Source organism: Maritimibacter sp. (assembly GCF_016774595.1).
Taxonomy (GTDB): domain Bacteria; phylum Pseudomonadota; class Alphaproteobacteria; order Rhodobacterales; family Rhodobacteraceae; genus Maritimibacter; species Maritimibacter alkaliphilus.
The window spans coordinates 44,321-61,623 of sequence record NZ_JACBWT010000003.1; the positions used below are offsets into that span (position 1 = coordinate 44,321).

Annotated in this window: 17 protein-coding genes; 13 read left to right on the forward strand and 4 right to left on the reverse strand. The window is 63.9% G+C overall.

Annotated features, from left to right (window positions below; translation table 11 throughout):
• The first annotated feature begins 37 nt into the window (after positions 1-37).
• The 5 genes from HOY44_RS20190 (at position 38) to HOY44_RS20210 (ending at position 2,350) form a co-directional block, all read left to right on the forward strand.
• A complete protein-coding gene (locus HOY44_RS20190; RefSeq protein WP_138424238.1) occupies positions 38-424 on the forward strand; it encodes a DUF6878 family protein in 387 nt (128 codons plus the stop codon).
• Between the two features lies 1 nt (position 425).
• Positions 426-866 (forward strand): DUF6915 family protein, encoded by a 441-nt coding sequence (locus HOY44_RS20195; RefSeq protein WP_121066864.1) that lies wholly within the window; start codon positions 426-428, stop codon positions 864-866.
• The gene (locus HOY44_RS20200) at positions 863-1,144 is read left to right on the forward strand and encodes a DUF5983 family protein (RefSeq protein ID WP_138424239.1); all 282 of its coding nucleotides are present in this window, start codon (positions 863-865) and stop codon (positions 1,142-1,144) included. Before HOY44_RS20195 ends, HOY44_RS20200 begins: the two co-directional genes overlap by 4 nt.
• A gap of 81 nt (positions 1,145-1,225) precedes the next feature.
• A complete protein-coding gene (locus HOY44_RS20205) occupies positions 1,226-1,504 on the forward strand; it encodes a hypothetical protein (RefSeq protein ID WP_100160985.1) in 279 nt (92 codons plus the stop codon).
• Between the two features lie 117 nt (positions 1,505-1,621).
• A complete protein-coding gene (locus HOY44_RS20210) occupies positions 1,622-2,350 on the forward strand; it encodes a DUF736 family protein (protein WP_100160934.1) in 729 nt (242 codons plus the stop codon).
• A gap of 186 nt (positions 2,351-2,536) precedes the next feature.
• Here the strand turns inward: HOY44_RS20210 and HOY44_RS20215 are convergent, their stop codons facing one another.
• Genes HOY44_RS20215 through HOY44_RS20230 form a run of 4 tightly spaced genes read right to left on the reverse strand, consistent with a single transcriptional unit; the run spans position 2,537 to position 5,950 of the window.
• Complete coding sequence (locus HOY44_RS20215; RefSeq protein WP_028288521.1) at positions 2,537-2,854, reverse strand: hypothetical protein; 318 nt, start codon at positions 2,852-2,854, stop codon at positions 2,537-2,539.
• Positions 2,847-3,833: a hypothetical protein gene (locus tag HOY44_RS20220; protein WP_287437382.1), complete on the reverse strand. Its 987-nt coding sequence runs from the start codon at positions 3,831-3,833 to the stop codon at positions 2,847-2,849. Before HOY44_RS20220 ends, HOY44_RS20215 begins: the two co-directional genes overlap by 8 nt.
• Positions 3,826-4,908 (reverse strand): hypothetical protein, encoded by a 1,083-nt coding sequence (locus tag HOY44_RS20225; protein ID WP_100160936.1) that lies wholly within the window; start codon positions 4,906-4,908, stop codon positions 3,826-3,828. Before HOY44_RS20225 ends, HOY44_RS20220 begins: the two co-directional genes overlap by 8 nt.
• 4 nt (positions 4,909-4,912) lie before the next feature.
• Positions 4,913-5,950, reverse strand: a complete 1,038-nt coding sequence (locus HOY44_RS20230) for a hypothetical protein (RefSeq protein ID WP_133119766.1) — start codon at positions 5,948-5,950, stop codon at positions 4,913-4,915.
• Positions 5,951-6,539: 589 nt separating this feature from the next.
• On the opposite strand from HOY44_RS20230, the gene HOY44_RS20235 reads away from it, so the two are divergent.
• The 8 genes from HOY44_RS20235 (at position 6,540) to HOY44_RS20270 (ending at position 17,296) form a co-directional block, all read left to right on the forward strand.
• Entirely contained in the window at positions 6,540-7,592 is a 1,053-nt protein-coding gene (locus tag HOY44_RS20235; RefSeq protein WP_088626558.1) for an endonuclease/exonuclease/phosphatase family protein, read from the forward strand.
• Positions 7,593-7,596: 4 nt separating this feature from the next.
• Positions 7,597-8,394 carry a hypothetical protein gene (locus HOY44_RS20240; RefSeq protein WP_287437389.1) on the forward strand — a complete coding sequence of 266 codons (798 nt, stop codon included), beginning with the start codon at positions 7,597-7,599 and terminating at the stop codon, positions 8,392-8,394.
• Positions 8,395-8,973: 579 nt separating this feature from the next.
• Complete coding sequence (locus HOY44_RS20245; protein ID WP_287437391.1) at positions 8,974-9,903, forward strand: DUF2493 domain-containing protein; 930 nt, start codon at positions 8,974-8,976, stop codon at positions 9,901-9,903.
• A 592-nt stretch (positions 9,904-10,495) separates the two neighbouring features.
• The gene (locus tag HOY44_RS20250; RefSeq protein WP_027264457.1) at positions 10,496-10,741 is read left to right on the forward strand and encodes a hypothetical protein; all 246 of its coding nucleotides are present in this window, start codon (positions 10,496-10,498) and stop codon (positions 10,739-10,741) included.
• An 851-nt stretch (positions 10,742-11,592) separates the two neighbouring features.
• Positions 11,593-11,799 (forward strand): hypothetical protein, encoded by a 207-nt coding sequence (locus tag HOY44_RS20255; RefSeq protein WP_027264456.1) that lies wholly within the window; start codon positions 11,593-11,595, stop codon positions 11,797-11,799.
• Positions 11,800-12,364: 565 nt separating this feature from the next.
• Entirely contained in the window at positions 12,365-12,958 is a 594-nt protein-coding gene (locus HOY44_RS20260; protein WP_027264455.1) for a helix-turn-helix domain-containing protein, read from the forward strand.
• Complete coding sequence (locus tag HOY44_RS20265; protein ID WP_088626504.1) at positions 12,945-15,272, forward strand: relaxase/mobilization nuclease domain-containing protein; 2,328 nt, start codon at positions 12,945-12,947, stop codon at positions 15,270-15,272. The genes HOY44_RS20260 and HOY44_RS20265 overlap by 14 nt, the downstream gene beginning before the upstream one ends.
• Positions 15,272-17,296, forward strand: a complete 2,025-nt coding sequence (locus tag HOY44_RS20270; RefSeq protein WP_287437401.1) for a type IV secretory system conjugative DNA transfer family protein — start codon at positions 15,272-15,274, stop codon at positions 17,294-17,296. Before HOY44_RS20265 ends, HOY44_RS20270 begins: the two co-directional genes overlap by 1 nt.
• Positions 17,297-17,303: the final 7 nt, after the last annotated feature.

A 17,303-nucleotide genomic window follows, 5' to 3' on the forward strand; every position in this document is an offset into this window, starting at 1 on the left:
GGCACCTTCCCCAATCCCAGACAAGAGGACGAGACCCATGACCAACTCCGAGACCACCTTTGCCGAGGCGATGGCAAAATGGCAGGCCGAGCGCGAAGCCGCCAACAAGGCCGCCCGAAACGAGCTGCTCCCGCAATTGCGAGGCCTCGGCATCACCGAGGTCACCGCCGAATACGAGGGCTACGGCGATTCGGGGAATATCGAAGACGTGACGGTGCAGCCGGTCGGCATTGCGCTCCCCGACGATCTCGCCACGAAGCTCGGCGACTTCGCCTGGTCTGTCGCCTATCACCAGCATCCCGGCTTCGAGAACAACGAGGGCGGCTATGGCACGCTGACCTGGGATGTCACCGCCGACAGCATCGCACTGGATCATGCCGACCGACATGTCGAGTGCTCCCACAGCCGTGACGAGGGGCTCTGACATGGCCCATCCCCTCCATCATGCCGAAAGCTCGGCCCGGAAGTATGGCGGGTCGCCATCCGACTATCAGGCGGTCCACGACTGGTTCGATGCCTCAAAGGAGCATCTCGCCATCTTCACCCACCGTGCGCTGCGCCATCACACGCAAGGCATCTTCGAAGCCGAACGGGTTTTCGGGCTTTCGCTCACCAATGAGGCGGGGCGTGAGATTCCCATCCGCTGGATCGGCGAGCAGCATGTCCGCGAAGACTGTCAGGGCCGCATCCCGAGCCTCGCCGACTGGCTCGGACGGATCCAGCCCGAGCCCTGGATGGCCAACGGGCATATCGACGGGCCAGCGCATGAGCCCGTCGGCGATCCGCGCACGAAATGGCTGGCCGAGGTGGCTGAGGGCAAGACGATCCTCGGCCTCAAGGACTGGATGGAGGCGAGGGGATCATGATGCGCAACGTCCGCAGATTCTACGATTGCAGCACCGCACATCTGCCTGAACAAACCGTCCAGGCCATCGAGAACGGGCTCTTCGCCAGATCGCCGAGCTTGCAGAATGAGTATGGCTGGCTGTTCTCCGTGCCGGAGACGCTCGCCGATCTGCCGGAAGGCGTCGACTGTGACGCCTTCAAGGCGGTCATGGCGTTGGCGATGGATGCAGGCTGCGGCTACGTCCTGTTCGATCGGGACGTCCCGCCGGTGCCCTATCTCGAGGTCTTCGATTGGTAGATCGAATGCGGGTGTGCAGAGGCCCGATCTGCGGATCAGGCCTCTCTTGTTTCCAACACCAATACTGAAATGGAGATCCAGATGAACATCGCCGAGATCAAGGCCGCCGTGGATGCCGGCCAATCCGTCCACTGGGCGAGCGAGGGCTACCGGGTGCATCGGGATGGCCTCGGCCAATACCTCATCACCTTTGTGCGGAACGGCAGCACGATCGGTTTGACAGACCGGAGCGGCCGCCAGTTGAACGGGGCCGAGGCCGACTTCTTCATATTGGAACCGAACAATGATGCCGCGGCAGAGCAGGGGAGGGTGGTGCGCGGGGCGACGTCGGACACCTCGTCCAGCGCCGGGCCGGGCTGACGGTCAGGAGAGAAAGGAAAGAGGGCTTTGTGGTTTTGCGATCCCATGAGGGGTCGAAAAGCAATCCCGCGTGCTCTGGCCAAGTGCCGGGCAGCGGCAAACCCAAGGAGAAGACCCATGTTCGCAGGAACCCTGACCAAGAATGCCGAGACCGCAGCCACCGCCTATTCCGGAATGATCCACTCGAGCCGGTTCGACATCGCGATCCAGCTCGAGACCCGCACGAAGATGTCCGAGCGCAGCCCGGATTTTGATGTGACCGCGGTGAACAAGTCGGGCCGGAAGGTGCGTATCGGCACGGCCTGGAACGAGACCGGCAACACCACCGGTAACCATTACATCTCGATGCAGATCGATGTCGGCCTCGGGCCGTTCCGGGTCAACGCCGTGCAGACGAAGGAAGCACGCGAAGCAATGACCGGTGAATTCGAGATCATCCCGCTGGTCTCGAACGGTGGCATGAAGTCCGGTTCGATCTCGGGCGAGTTGACCGCGATGGATGGAGACAACGCCTTCGCCGGTTACATCGCCAACATGATGTTCGACCTCGACTTCATGCTGATCGAGAACACGTTCAAGACCGAAGAAACCCATCCCGACTACCGGATCGAGGTCTCCTCGCCCAAGGGCCACCCGATCCGCGTGGGTTCGGCCTGGATGGCGAAGAGCAACCGCACCGGCAACGACTACGTCTCGCTCCTCATCAACACGCCCGATGGCGATCTGCGGGTAAACGCCGTGCAGAACGAGGAGCAGCGCGGCGGCCAGACCTTCTCGATCATTCCCTTCGTCGAGAGCGGTGCGCGCGAGCGGGACGCTGGTGCGGGACTGTCTCTGGTGTCCTGATGTGACGGAACCTGGTCCCGATCGATAAACGAGGTCGGCCTAGACCGGCCCGGTCTGCCTAACTTACGGGAGCTGCGGAAACGCGGCTCCCGTTTTTCTTTGTGGCCGGTCAGTTCGAGGTCAACGGCCTGCCCGTCGCAAGGTGATGGCGAAACTCGCCGGTGCGATAGCCCCGCTGGCAAAGCATCACTCCGAGGTCTCTTCCACCGTGCCATCGTTCTCGGAGGGCGTCTCACAAAAGATCTCTTCGACCGTCACCTGGTCGGGTAGTGGTCCTTGCAACGCGTCCTCGATCGCCTTGGTTGCGAAATTCGCCGAGACGGACGTCGCGAAACTGATCGTCACGGTCAGCACAAGCTCTTTTGCGGTCATGCCCAGGGCCGCGTCGACCGAGCTGTCGGTAACGTCCGCACCGGCGACGCCTTCCAACAGCGCGAGGATATCCTGTTTGGACGCGTCCGCGTCATCGCCGGCAAGGCGCATCACCACCACAACGTCAGTCATTGAAATCGTCCCACATCCGTGTCTCTCGAAATCCACTCAATGCCCGCATGAATCGGGCCCGGTTGCGACTATAGCGCGCAAGGTCTCGCCCCGCTTCACTTTTGTTCGGGATCGCCCCGCCGAGAAGCGCCGCAATGTCTTCCCCAAAGGGCGCGGTCACATCGAAGTGGTTCAGGGCGGCGAGCGCCGGAAGGACCGAGTGGCGAAACCTGTTCGCGACGTTTTGCACCTCTTCGCCGCTCGCCTCGCGGCGAACATAGTCGCCCGACTTCAGCAGGAGAAGGTGCGGTGCCACGTGGCGGAACACGGCCGCGACCACGTTCAGGTAGCGCGTCTCGGGCGTTGGATACCCATCCTCGACGGGCCCTTCCGAGGCGAGAAGTTCCAGGGTCGCGAAGACGCCGATGACGATGAACATCATGGCGCTGTCGGCTCTGTCATCACCGTCGGATGAGAGCCCCTCGATCGTGCGCATCAGCTCATGATCCGCCGACAGGAGGCTGGCTGCGGCGGCCCCGTCGGCTTCAAGCTCTGACAGGAGCCGGAATGTCGCCAGATCCAGAGGTCGCGGCAAGTCACCCGTGCTTGTTTCCGGATTCAGCGCCTTCTGATAGGCGACATGGCCTGCGGCGGCGTGGCAGGCTTCGTGGGTGGCGAAAAAGGCGACACCGGCAAACCATGCCAGCGTCATTGCGGGCTCGATCCCGCCCAACCGCTCGGCCCGAGCTGCGGTCTCTCCTTCGACGTTGACGGCTTGGAGGCGAGACAGGATGAGATCGGGTACGGCGGTTCCGATCGCGATGCGATAGCGATCCTTGCGCCAAGGCGAAATGATCGCGTCAAGGCCCGCACTTTCGCGGTGCCTCCAGTCTATCCGTTCGGCGAAGGCTGTCTCGTCGATCCCGGGGAAGAGCACGTAGGTGACGAACTCTCCGGCGACGCGGATCAGGGTCAGGGTTTCGAGGTCTTCCTCACCCATTGTCAGCACCGTCGAGGATGCGATCGATCCGGCGTGTGGCCTCGAAATATCGTGCTTCTCTGACGAGGAACTTCTCGTGATCCGCGTCCGAGGGGCCTTCCCCGAACCATCTGCCGTCGCCGAAACCGATGTCTTTGGAGATCTCACTCGCCTCGAACCAGGCGGTGTCGTGGACGCGCACCGACTCTTCAAAGTCACACGGCACCAGGTCGTGAAGGGATCTGAACACCAGGTTGGTGAAGTTCATCGCCCGAAAGAGCGGGGAGGGATATTCCGTCCCCGGTCGATCCACCGGACCCTCCCTCGTGTCGAGCGCCCGCATGACAAGGATATGGGCGAACGCCAGCTGGAAGCCGTATTCGAGCCCATCCTCCGCGGTCCAGCCCCTCAGAAACGGATGTTTCTCATCCATGCTCAGGAGCATTTGGTTCAGCCCGTTCGCATCCGCGTCAAACTCGATATCCTGTAGCGTTTCCGGCAGCAATTCTGGCGATCGGCCGGGGGCTTGGTCCAGATATGTTGCCGCTTCGTCGACGAAGCCGGGTGTCGCGTCCGGAAAGAGGAGATCGATATGCCGCCGCAGGAGGTGCGCGAGTTCGTGCGAAATCACGTAGTCGAACATCTGCATCAGGATGTCGACGAAATACTCCGCACGCTCCGCCTCCATCGACCAGTCATCGAAGGCAATGAGCGGGCCGTCGAGCGCCTCTTTCCACGATTTGCCCGGATCCCTCAGGGGGTGCGCGCGCGAAAGCACGTCCGGATGATGGGCTGCGGCCGTAAGGAACCGCCAAAGTTTTCGCAGCAGGCCGAGGCTTATGATGACTGCACGGCGATCGCCCGATTGGCGCGCGGCCGCGTTCGGAGCATCGCCGGCTGAGATGACGAGGTCGATCCCTTTGATGTTGAGGTCCGGATCGCGCGCGTCCAGGAGGCCTATGTTGATGTCGAAGACATGTTCGGTCCAGTGCACCAATGTCGTCTCGACTGGTGTAAGCCCTATGACGTCGAGATATCCGCCCATAGACCTGACGATGGGATCGACCTTCCAAAACGCACGCGAGACCTCTTCCATTCGATCACGATATCCCGAAGAATTTCGGGATGGGGTCGCTCCATCGCGCGTCGAACGCGAAGGGTGCAAAAAGCCCGTCCTCCGTTTCGGGGTCCTGATCGAAATAGGCGGCGATCTCTTTCCTGAGGTCGGCCTCCCCCTCCCTGGTAATCGTGTCCCGGAGGAGATCGAGCTCGGGGAAGGCCGGTTCGAGCGGTGCCAATAATTCCATGGCGGGCTCAAATATCTCGGCGAAATAGTCACTTTCGGGATGTTCCACATTCCAACGCGCCCTGTGGGCGACAGAGTGTAGGAGCAACCGCAGATTTGGCGACGGGTAGGTGTCGCGGGTTCCGATCCTGTCGCGCGCCATGCGTTCCTGGCCGACCACGAAGAGTGCGTATCCTACGAATTCGGCATAAAGGTTCTCTTTGCCCGTCATATACTGCCAGCGCGGCAGGGTCGCGGATCGCGCGAAGGCGAACTCGCCGGACATACCCGAGCAGTAGACGTCGGCATCGATCTCGACATCGCGTAGCGGAAAGCCGGGAGGCGTGTTGCCCGCATCCTGGCTCATCAACTCGTCCACCATGCACAGGCCCGCCCCGCCGTGTCGCTGTCGGAGCAGGCCGAGATGCCCTCGCACTACATGGGCCAGCTCGTGAAACAAGACCGGCAGATAGAGCGACTCGAAGAAGAAGAGCCAGCTGCCCTCGATGTCCGGACCGATCTCGTTGATCGTCAGGTCGACGCAGGTTTGCACCCCGGACGTCGCCACGTCCTCTGCGAAGTCACGGAACGACAGGGACACGGTCCTTTCGAGGCGAAACCCTGAGGCCACCATGCGGGCGAGTACCGAGCTTACGACGGCCGCCCAAAGGACGTAGCCGGACGTGAACTCGATCGAGAACGGACCGCCGACGCGCGACTGGCGGGCCCTTGCGTTCAGGTGGGTCTCCGGAGTGACGCCAACCTTGAGATCGCTGCCGTCAGGGAAGGCGTACATGTCTCGCATGGCACCGGTGACGGCACGCACCGCGGACTGGAGGTTTCTCAACGCCATCCGCAACTGTGCCGAGTCAACGTCTGCGAACAGCTCGTCAGGGAAGCTGGGGCGGTCTATGTATTGAACCCTTCGCAACACCTGAGACTCTCTCCTTTGAACTTGCAAAAGCCTATCTCCGTCGGCCTTTCCGGGCAAATGCCGGATGAACAGGCGTCGCGTAACCAGTGGTTCCGCGTTCGCAAGTACTTAGACAAACGCCTATGGGCACATATCGAATATTGACGGGTCACCCATATTTGCCGCTCGACAATAGTATACGAAAGGTCTCCGAATGTAGCTTTGCATGAAGCGCATAGCTGCATTGCAGCATTTGGCGTTGTTGCACCGCAGCATTTCAGGCTAGCCTACTTTTGAGGTTGCTCTCCTCTCCTCCTCCCTGGAGATCGGCCTCAGGTTTGCGCCACACCTCCTCCCGTGGCGCGGGCAGAAGAGATCAGACGCCATCCCACCTCCCGGGATGGCGTCTTTCTTTTTCCCTATTGAAATCCTCACAGGATCTCGGGTCGCGAAACCATCGATACTGTCGTATCGTGGTCTCAAGACCAACGATTTTCCGATGATTTCAATTCCGAGAAGAGGGTTTTAGATGCGGGGCTTTCATTTCGTCCTTCCATGTTTGCTCGTGCCGACCGTCTGTTTCGCGGAACCTTTCACGGTGGCCAGTTGGAACATTGCGAACCTGGGCGCGCCGGGCTCGGAATTGCGCGGGTTCGACCGCGACGCGAATGACTACACCCGTATCCGGGAGATCATCTCATCCATCGATGCGGACGTGATCGCATTCCAGGAGATTGGCAGCGTCGCGGCGCTGGAAGCGGTCCTCCCCGACGGGTACAGCTTCCGGTTCGAGACCCGCTGCTATGAGAACGCACAGAAGTGCGCGGCGGATGCTGACGACATATACAACGCGATCGCGATCAGGGACACGTTCGCGCACCGTTTCTTCCAGATCGATGAGCTCGCCGTGCCGCATCAGAACGAATGCGGCGCGCCCGCGCGCCCGGTACGCGGCGGCGTGGGCGTCTATCTGTCGGTCGACGGGCGACGCTATCTGGTGCCGTCGATCCACCTGAAGGCGACCTGCAAGAACAATTCTGTCGAGCCCGGAACGGAGGACGACTGTGCGACGCAGCGCGAGCAGGTGCGACGCCTGCGTGCCTGGATGGACGCCCAGGACGACGAGGCGACGATCATCTTGGCGGGGGATTTCAACCGGCAACTCCTGGAGGGGGCCGACAACATCCGGGCGGAATTCTTCCCGAACGTGCCGCAGGGGCACATCCTGCCGGGTGCCGAGACACGCGCGTGCTGGTCCTCGTTCGCGTTCGATTTCGCTCGATTGGGCGAGGAGGCCATGGCGAACAACCCGCAGTTCGAGGCCGAGGGGCTGCGCCCATGGCTCTACACGCCCCGCAGCAGCGCCGAGATCGACTTCTTCGTCGTGGAGAACCTCGCGGAAGGTGTGACGCTGACGGCGGATCAGATCGAGCTTACGGGTGACTACGTGTTCCGCGATCCTGGCGCCGCGCTGACCCGATGTGATGGGAGCCTTCAGCCCTTCGCCGACGGAAAGGTCCTGACCTTTGCGGAAGCCTATCCGAGCGATCATTGTCCGATCGTGATGACCGTCTCGGAGTAGATCGATGTCCTCAGAGAGTCTTGGCGGGCAGATTCTGGTCGGTGTGACGGTGGCCGCGATCGTGGGGATCGGCGGGTGGGTTCTGGGACGTGCGACCGCGCCTGCGGAGCCGCCCTCCCTCGAGATCACCCCCGAAAGCGTCACGGCACAGGTTGGGCTCGACACCGAATTCAACGCGATTGGGGGTCCGGATGTGAGGACACTGACATGGCGTGTCGCGGGGCAACCGGTGGGCCGCTCGCATGTTGCGCAATGTGATGCCGTGGCCGCGCAACTCATGTGCAGGTTCCTGGTCCCCGGGACGTATTCGGTATCTGCCACGGCCACCGCCGCAAACGATTTGGAGGTCACGAGGCACAGTTCCGTCTCGGTGGTGTTCCCGGACAGGTACTACACAGTCTTCATCCAGAACCCGGATCGACAGGTGCGCAGCGATGCCTACAGGGTGTTGTTGCGTCGGATCGATTGGGCCAGGGTTCAGCAATCCATCACCCCCTTGATCCTGCTCTACGACCCGGACAAGGGCCGGAATGTGTTCGCAGCCGACACGGTCTTTGAGCCGGAGTTTGAGGGCGTGGACGTGTTGCAGGGCCTCAAGCTGCGGATTCCGAAGCTCACGGAACCGGCGCGAGGCCTCGTCGTCGGCCCACTGGAGGCTCTCGGGGTCACCGTCACCGAGATTCCCTATGCCGAGGCGATCCTGTCGATCGAACGGGGCGCGATCGACGGCGGCTTCGTGACCCTTGGCGATCCTACGATCGATCTGCTCGACGCGGACCTCGAGGACATGCAGGCTGAGTAGCATACCAAGTGGCTTGATCCCTGATGTCCGCCACATGTCTTCCTAAGCCTTACGGCCTCCCCTGCTCGGCTGCGCGTGTCGCAGGGCAGAACGGCCCTTCGGTCCGTCGCGCATTCGGCCATGCGGCCTCACCGCGGCGCAGCACCTGGCATCCCGGTTTGCCCGTCTCGCGAGCAGGCCGTTCCCCGGCCGCTGCGCCGGATTACGCTCCGGTCTGTTTTGCGGGGCAAAACGATCCCGGCGCTCCATCCGTCTCCCGCGTCCGGTCGCGCCCTTTGCCTGCTCGCGTCGGGCAAACCTACCGTCAACACACACATGAGTGCGGAAGCATATCCTCCGGATGGCCCCCAAATCAGCCCGCGTCAAGGATCGCAAAACTTTTCGGCGAGGCCGGCGGGTGTGGAGAAGGCAGTCCAGTGCTCGATGACGCGCCTGTGGTGAGCGATGCGCCCGGAAAACTTTTGCGCCCGGCGCGCCGGCGGCTTCGCCGTCCCTGACCCGGACAGATTCGGTGAACCAGACGTACGGCCATGCCACCACACTCACGTGGTGGTTCCCCGAACATCTGGAGACACCAACATGACATACGAGAACGCGAATGCCTACGAGACCATCGAACTTTTCGGCCTGACGGAGAAAGACGCGGAGCTGCCCATCCCCGAGGATCACGTCCTGACCGATAGCATCGTCCGCGAGACTTTCGAGGCCCTGCTTGGCCAGCTGCGCGGCACCGGTCTCGAGACCGAGATCGAACCGCTCGCGCACGGGCTCGCCACGATTCTGCAGCGCCGCAAGATCGCTCTGGGCAAGGAGCTTGACCGCACCGCTGACAAGATCGGCGCCCTGGCAAAATCCCATGACGGGTCGGAGATCGCCGAGACCGCGCTCGAAGAGGCGCAGGCCCGCTTCCTGCAGGTCCGCGAGATCGTCGGGGCCATCGAGGTGATGAGCGAGGCGGCGGCGGAATGCTACGAGGTCGAGACCGGCCACGCCTTCATCACGGCCGCGGGATCGCGCGCCAGTGCTCGCGCTCAGGAGACCGGAGCGGTCTTCGAGGCCCGGCAGCTGCTGGAACAGCACGATCGCGAGACAGCCGCGAAGTCGAAGGTCGAGGGGGTTCCCCTGATCGTCTCGGGGGCGACCGACTGGACCGATATCGACGTCATCTTCACGACACTCGACAAGGTTCGCGAGCGCATCCGGCAGAACCGCAACCAGGAGATCTTCCTCTGCCACAAGGGTGGCAAGCACGGGGCCGAGATGATCGCCGCCCGGTGGGCTCGGGCGCGTGGCGTCGCGCAGGCGCGCTTCGATCCGCGCTGGTCCGCGCATGGGCGGGCGGCACCCTTCAAATGCAACGACGGGATGCTGGACGACAAGTTCGCCGCGACCGGGGTCGTGCTCTTCGGCGGCAACGGGGTCGCACTGAACCTCGGGCAGAAGGCGGAAGCCAAAGGCCTGACGGTGATGCGGGTCGCCGATCCGGCGAAGAAGACGGCAGACGCGTGAATGAGAGAGGGTCGCCTTTGGGCGGCCCTTTCGTCGTTTTCATCTGCCTGCCCGTAAACTGGCGGTCTCCTCCGCACAGTAAGCCAAGTCGCGGTGGAGGTATCGGCCTGAGGCCGATCGCGCATTCGGCCATGCGGCCTCACCACGGCGCAGCACCCGGCGTCCCGGTTTGCCCGTCTCGCGAGCACGTCGCGCCCCGGCCGCTCCACCGGATTACGCTCCGGTCTGTTTTGCGGGGCAAAACGATCCCGCCGCTCCATTCGTGTCCCGCGTCCGGGCAGCACCCTTTGCCTGCTCGCGTCGGGCAAACCTGTCGTTAATCACACACACATGAGTGCGGAAGCATATCCTCCGGATGGCCCCCGAACCCGTCCGCGTCAAGGATCGCAAAACTTTTCGGCTAGGGGGGCCGGGGAGGAGAGGGCGGTCCAGTGTTCGATGACGCCCCCGTGGTGGGCGATGCGCCCGGAAAACTTTTGCGCCCGGCACGCCGGCGGCTGCGCCGTCCCTGACCCGGACAGTTTCGGCAACCAGGCATTCGGCCATGCCACCACACTCACGTGGTGGTCCACAAACATCTGGAGATGAGATCATGACCGACGAGAACAAGACCGAGGACGACCTTTGCCGACACTGCGACCGCACAGGCACGTCGCAGCGCGGAACTTCCACCGGGAAAGACCATCACGATATTGGCGGCCATGTCGTCCCCTGCGTCGCCTGCGGGAAAGACGCGTTGCGGACCGATTGGGAGACTATCGATGGCGGGAGCGTCAATTTCCACTGGCGGGAGGCCTGTGCGCATTGTTCGCACCTCAGCGAGTCTCTCTTCGCCTGAACAGTACCTTTCATCGGGCGGCCCCGTCGCCCGGTGATCCCTCTCTCTAACCCTTCCACGCTCTCGACGACTGCGACACCATCCATAAGTGCAGCCCCGCCCGGCTAAGGCCGGGCGGGGCTGCTGCGCTCCTCAACTGTCTGTGGCCCCTCAGTCAGACGCAAATAACATGAAGGTCGGTGGTGATCGATCGTCGGTCATGCCGGGCCCCTGCCGGCGGTTGCACCGCCGTCACCGCGCTCGCAGGTTCCGGCCGTGCCGGCCTCCACCCGGAACACGAGGCCCCTGGACGTGCTGAGTGGCATACCCCGGCGGCGGCCTCCTGACGGAGCCAGCCGGCGGGGTTGCCCTCATGCGCGCCAGAAACCCCGCGATCCGCCCGTCCGGGTGCAGATCGCTGGGGCGGGCGCAGCGCATCGACCGCGCCGCCCGATGACGGCGACCCGTCCGGGCCGACAACTCTGCTGCCAGACCTGCGGCTGTATCACCGCCCCGGATCGCCACACAGGCGACGGGGAAGCCGAGCTTGAGGCAGACGATCGCGGTCGTGCCGATCGGGCGCACGCGAACCATCGCGCCGACGCGTTGGAAGCGGGGGCGGACCTGGTCACGTCTGACATAACTCGACAGGACCGATGGCGGCTGAGGAGCGGGGTGCACATTTGGGTCTCCCCTCTTTGCTCATAGATGTGGATCGCACGGGGTCGGGCGGTCCGTGCCCTCCGCTCACGCTCCGGCAAACACAAATACGGTTTCCACGCGCGGGGCGCGCGGACCCTCCGCATTTGTGTTTGCGGACCTCCCTTGCCCCCCGTGCCGGGTGATCCCCATCGCAAAAAGGAGAGACCCAAATGACCAACCACTACGTCGCCACCGTTCCCGTCAAGTTCACCGACAACGAAGGTCAGGAGCGCACCCGCTTCCAGCGCGTCGGCGCGATGTTCCGCAACACTCGCAACGGGGACGGCTCGGAGTTCTTCAGCCTCAAACTCGACTTCCCCGTCGCGGTCCAGGAGCTGGTGATGTTCCCGCCGAGCGCGAAGGAACCGCAGGAATAGTCCGCCTCAAAGATGGGCCGCCCTAGGGGCGGCCCTTTCCCTGTTTCAGGGAAGGCTGCGCTGTACCCGGGAACCCCTGCCTTCGGCCGGCGTCCCCGGGAAGGCGTCAGGACCGCAAGCGGTCCTGACGGGGGATATCAGAGATCGCCTGGAACAGGTCTGCCGGCCAGCCTCAAGGGGGCCATCCGGAATAACAGTCGGGCTACGCCCGCCGGTTTTTCCGGCAGAGATTTGGGCCGAGCCAAATCTGGCCGCCCTTGACCCTGTCCGTCAGCCCCGTCGGTGGAGGGATGCGCCGCCCCTCGCTTCCGTCCGAACACGGGTCCGTGTTCGGCCAGACCCTCGGGCGCGGGCATGACAACGGGCGGCCGAGGTGCGGTTGGAGATGGTCGGGTTTTCTGGGCCCTTCGGGCCGGGCCTCGCACCTGCGGTGCTCGGCTCGAAGCGGAATTCAAGGTCGCCTGGGGGCAATCTGCAATAATATTGTATTGACCGTTAAATATAGTTTCGTATGATGAAGGCGACCTTGAATGAAGGTGGCAGGAAATAGGGGGGCTTTCTTCGTATGAGCCGGACCAAGAGACTGACACAGACGGAGCGGGCGGAGATTATCCGTGAGGCCGCAGCAGGTGTGGGGACTTCCGCGCTCGCGGAGCGGTTCGGGGTCACGCCGCGGGCCATCCAGTACACGTTGAAGGCGGACGAAGAACGCCAGAAGGATGCGGCCGTGGCGACGGCCGCGGTGACGGTGAAGCTGACACCAGAAGAGCTTGCTGCGCTGGATGAGGTGCTGTCCGCGGCGGGGATCGAGACCCGCACGGAGGGGGTCCGGCGGCTGATCCAGGCGGCGGGGGGAACGTTCGTTCCGGACGCGAATCTGGCGGCTGAGATGGCGCGCTACCGGGCCTCCTTGCACGAGGTCGGCAACGGCGTCGTGCAGGTCGCCAAGCAGATGATGAAAGCCAGCCGGGAGGGGCAGGGGGAAGGCTCCGCGCCGAACGCAGAGTTGTCCGAACTGCGCCTCGTGCAGATGCGTGCGCTGGCGCGGTTCATCCTCGATTCCGCTGACGAGATCGACCTGCTTTTGCGCCGTCGTCGGGATGGGATGCGGCTCTCCGCCACTGCCGCTCTGAGGGAGTTCGCCCATGCGGCTGAATGATGCCGTCCATGACGTCACCGGAGAGATCTTCCGGGATGGCTGGAGCCGGATACGGGGCTCGATGCAAGGGCTGCAGGCGTCCCGGCAGAGGCAGCTCGTGCGCGCCGCTGCGGGGCATCGTGCGGCGGTCTTCAAGGCGATCCGGGGCGGGGGCACGCATACCAAATCCCAGCTCATGAACCAGCTTGATTACCTCACCACCAAGTCCTCGCATATCGTGGACAGCAGCGGGTTCCTGGACGGGAAGACGAGGCTTGAGGGATCGGAGATCAAGGACCTGACGGAGCGGTTCGCCAAGCGCTGGAGTGCGGGGTTCAAGCCCAAGCTCGGACAGACGACGCATATGCTGATGTCCTATCCGATCGGCACCCGGGGCGAGGACGTGCGCGACATCACCGCCAATGTCGCCGAGCGGTTCTTTCAGTCCGAAGAGGGACATTTCGACTACATCATCGCGGTGCATGAGGATCGCGATCACCCCCACGCACATATAGTTTTGAATCGCCGGTCGCAGGAGGGTGAGTTCTTCTTCCTGGGTCGCGATCACCGGTTCAACTACGACGATTTCCGCCTCGCCATGGTGGAAGAGGCCGAGCGGTTCGGCGTGCGTCTGGAGGCCACGCGGCGGCTCGATCGGGGTGTCGTGCACTACCCGCCGCGCACCCGCGAGGTCTATGCGGCCAAGGTTGAGGGGCGGGCCGCGGAGCCACGGCCACGGGTCGGGGCCGATCTTGATCGCGCCCTCGAAGAGATCGCAAACACCCGGATCATCTATCACTCGCTTGCCGCTGAGGCCTCTGCGGACAACCGCGAGGACATCGCCGATGCCCTGTTCCGCTCGGGAGAGCTTCTGGCCAAGGGCGGCAAGCTGACTTTGGAAGGAGGCGTCTACATGGCAGAGGAGCAATCGTTCGAGGATCTGAGGACCCGTTATGCCGATCAGGTCGCGCGCGTCCAGGGCATGATCGATGCGAAGCCGGAGGCCGAACGGCCGCGGCTCGAGCGCAGCCTCAACGAGATCCAGTCGCGGCTCGCGCATATGCAGCCGCTAGGGCTCAGATCCGTGACATTGACCGAAAAGCCCTCGGAGGGCGGGGTCTATTCCGAGACCAATATCGATGCGGCCCGGCTCGACCGGTTGCGAGACCCCGAGGTGCGGGCGCAGGTCGACACCGCGCTGCGCGGGACCGGGATCAGTTCGTCCGTGGTGGTCGCCCGGATGGAAACCGGCGCGCAGAACGCCGCGCTCGAGCGGCAATGGATCGCTGACGATCTGGCGCGGGTGGCCGAGAGGGACGGTCTCAACCTCGAGCGCCGCGCGGATCTGGAGACGGCGCGCGAGACCCTCAACCGGGCCCATGTCCAGCTCGGCGTCGCGCTGGAGCGGGCAGGGGTCTTGCGTGAGGACGGTGTCGTGGAAGATCGCACCGTGACGGAGAGGGTCCATTATCATCGGGACGCCACTGAGGACATGGAGCGCGCCATCCGCCAGGACATGCGTTCGGAAGGTCTGACCGAAGACCAGATCGAGGCGCGGGAGTGGGAGATCGTCTCCCGCGCGGAGCGGCGTATCGAAGAAGAGCAACGCAGCTACCTCGATGCGCATCCCGAACTGCTCGCGCGCCCGGGCGACGTGATCGACCGGTCCGAGCCCTACCGGGAGCGCATCACCGACGAGGCCCGGGCCCGCGAGATCACCCGCGAAGTCGACCGGATCATGGAAGGTCGCGACGCGCGGACCCCCGTTGCGGATGCCGTCACGGACGAGTTCCGCGCGCGCTATCCCGATATGCCGTCGCATATCGCCCGCGGGCTTGGCGCGACCTATGCTTCCGTCACCGATCTGCGCGACACCGAGGCCCTCAACCAGGTCCGCCGCGACAACGAGTTGCGGGAGGTGGCGCTCGACCTGCGCGACGGGCGGCTTTCGGACGCGCGCGAGGGGGACGCTGTCGAGGGGGCACCGATCGCCGATCCGGACATCCGGCGGGTCGTCGACCATGAACGGGCCGGCAATCTGCAGTCGCCGTTCCAGGACGACGGTCAGCGACTGACCTACCGCGACGCCGTCGAGCGCGAGCTCGACGCGGCGCAGATCGACCGGCTGCGGGACGGGGATGTCGACGTGCTGAAGACCCAGATCGAAGACCGTCTCGATCGGCTTTACGCCGCGAAGACCTACCTGCAGTCGGACGCGGCCACCGCCAACAGCGAGGCGACCCGCGCCGTGGTCGAGGAGATCGCCGACCGCGAGTTCGAGCTCCACCGCGCCGATCTTGTCGATGGCGAGACCGAGCGCGGGGAGACGCACTGATGGGAGGGGTAGGGAAGGGCCGCCTCGCCCTCGGCGTCGCGCTGGTCACACTGGTCGCTATCGCGATCGGCTATGTCATCGCCTCGGCCGTGATCAGTTTCCGGGACCTGGGTTTCCGGGCCGAGATCGACTTCTTCTATATCGTGCAGAACTACCGCGCCATCGGGGCCGCCCGTCCCGACGACTTCCGCCTGATCAACCTGATCATGGGCGGGGCCGGGGTGGCGGGCCTCATGATGAGCCTTGCGATGTCGGGCTCGGCGCTCACCCGGTTCGGCTATACCCATTGGCAGACCCGCCGCGAGATGAAGCGGAACGGCTTCTTCGGCGCGCCGGGCACGGGCTTTGTGATCGGCAAGCTTGGAAAGCCAAGCTCGCGTGCGCCGTTCCTGTGTTCCAAGACCTTTCCCCATGCGTTGATCGTAGCGCCGACCGGGCGCGGCAAGACCACCGGCTTCGTCATTCCGAACCTCCTGACCTGGCAGGGCTCAGCGGTGGTGCTCGACGTAAAGGGAGAATGCTTCGAGGCCTCGGCCCGCCACCGGGCGGCGCAGGGTGACGAAGTGTTCCGCTTCGCGCCCACGGATTGGGAGGACAGGCGGACGCATCGCTACAACCCACTTCTGCGCATCTATGAGCTCAAAGACCCGGCCCGCCAGCAGATGGAGTTGCAGCTCCTGGCCACACTCTTCCTGCAGAACGACAACGACCGTGTTCAGGGGCTTCTCAAAGGGGGGATCGATCTCTTCGTCGCGGCCGGGCTACTCGCGTTCCAACGCCGCAGGCCGACGCTCGGCGAGATATACCGCATCGCCGCCTCGGGCGGGCAGAAGCAGAAGGAATATCTCGCGCGCGCCCATGAGGTCCAAAACGCCGCGGCGCGGCTGATCTTCACACGGCTGGCGTCCACCAACAACGATACGCTGACATCCTATGTCTCGCTCCTGATGACCTCGGGCCTCGATCAATGGCAGAACCCGGCGATCGACGATGCGACGGCGACCTCGGACTTCGACTTCCGGACGATCCGCAAGAAACCCTTCAGCGTCTACCTCGTCGTCCAGCCCCTCATGGTGAAACCCCTCGCACCTCTGATCCGGCTCTTCTTCTCGGACCTGCTGTCGGCGCTTCAGGACAAGGAACCGGGTCCGGACGAGCCCTGGCCGGTTATGATCATGCTCGACGAGTTCAACCGGCTCGGAAAGATGCCGATCGTGGCCGAGAGCATCGAGGTGCTGCGCGCCTATCGCGGGCATCTCGCGGTGGTGACCCAGACCATCCCGGCCATCGACGAGATCTACGGCGAGAACACGCGGCGCGCCTTGCAGGGCAACGCCGGGATCAAGCTCTACCTGACGCCCTCCGACGAGAAGACCGTCGAGGAGCTGAGCAAGGCGGTCGGCAAGACCACGAAAACCGTCGTCACGCGGTCCCGCGCGGTCGGGAAGAACCCGTTCGAGGGCCGCAGCCAATCGGAGCGGACGGAGGAGGTGTCGCTCCTGCCCGAGGATGAGGCGCGGCGCCTGCCGCTCGACGAGATCGTCGTCGTCGTGGACGCCCAGATGCCGGTCCGGGCCAAGCGCGTGGTGTATTTCGAGGACCCATTCTTCAAGGGCATCCATGCCGCCCAGGAGGGGGAGCTACCCTTCCCGACGGGGCCGGTCCCTCCAATGGGGGAATTGCCCCTGAGCGTCAGGGCGATGCCCACGGCGCCGCGGGGGTCAGGTCTCACGGAACGTGATTTCGAGGCCAGGATGGGGCTAACAGAAGGCGGAGGGATTGCACCCCTTGAGTCCGGTCCGGCTCAAGCGCCTCGGCGCGGCCGCGCCGCTGTTCTTGCGGATGATCAGCGGCAGATGGCGATGGAGTTCGGGCGGCAGGCAGATCTGGAGGTGGAGGCTGCGTCCGAAAACGACGTCGCCCGAGTTCAGGACGCCGTGAGTGATCTCGAGCGGTTGGAGGCGGAGATGTCCGGTTCGGAAGCAAACGTCAGCGAGACGGGCGAGAAATTCGGGCTTGGCTGAGCCGCCA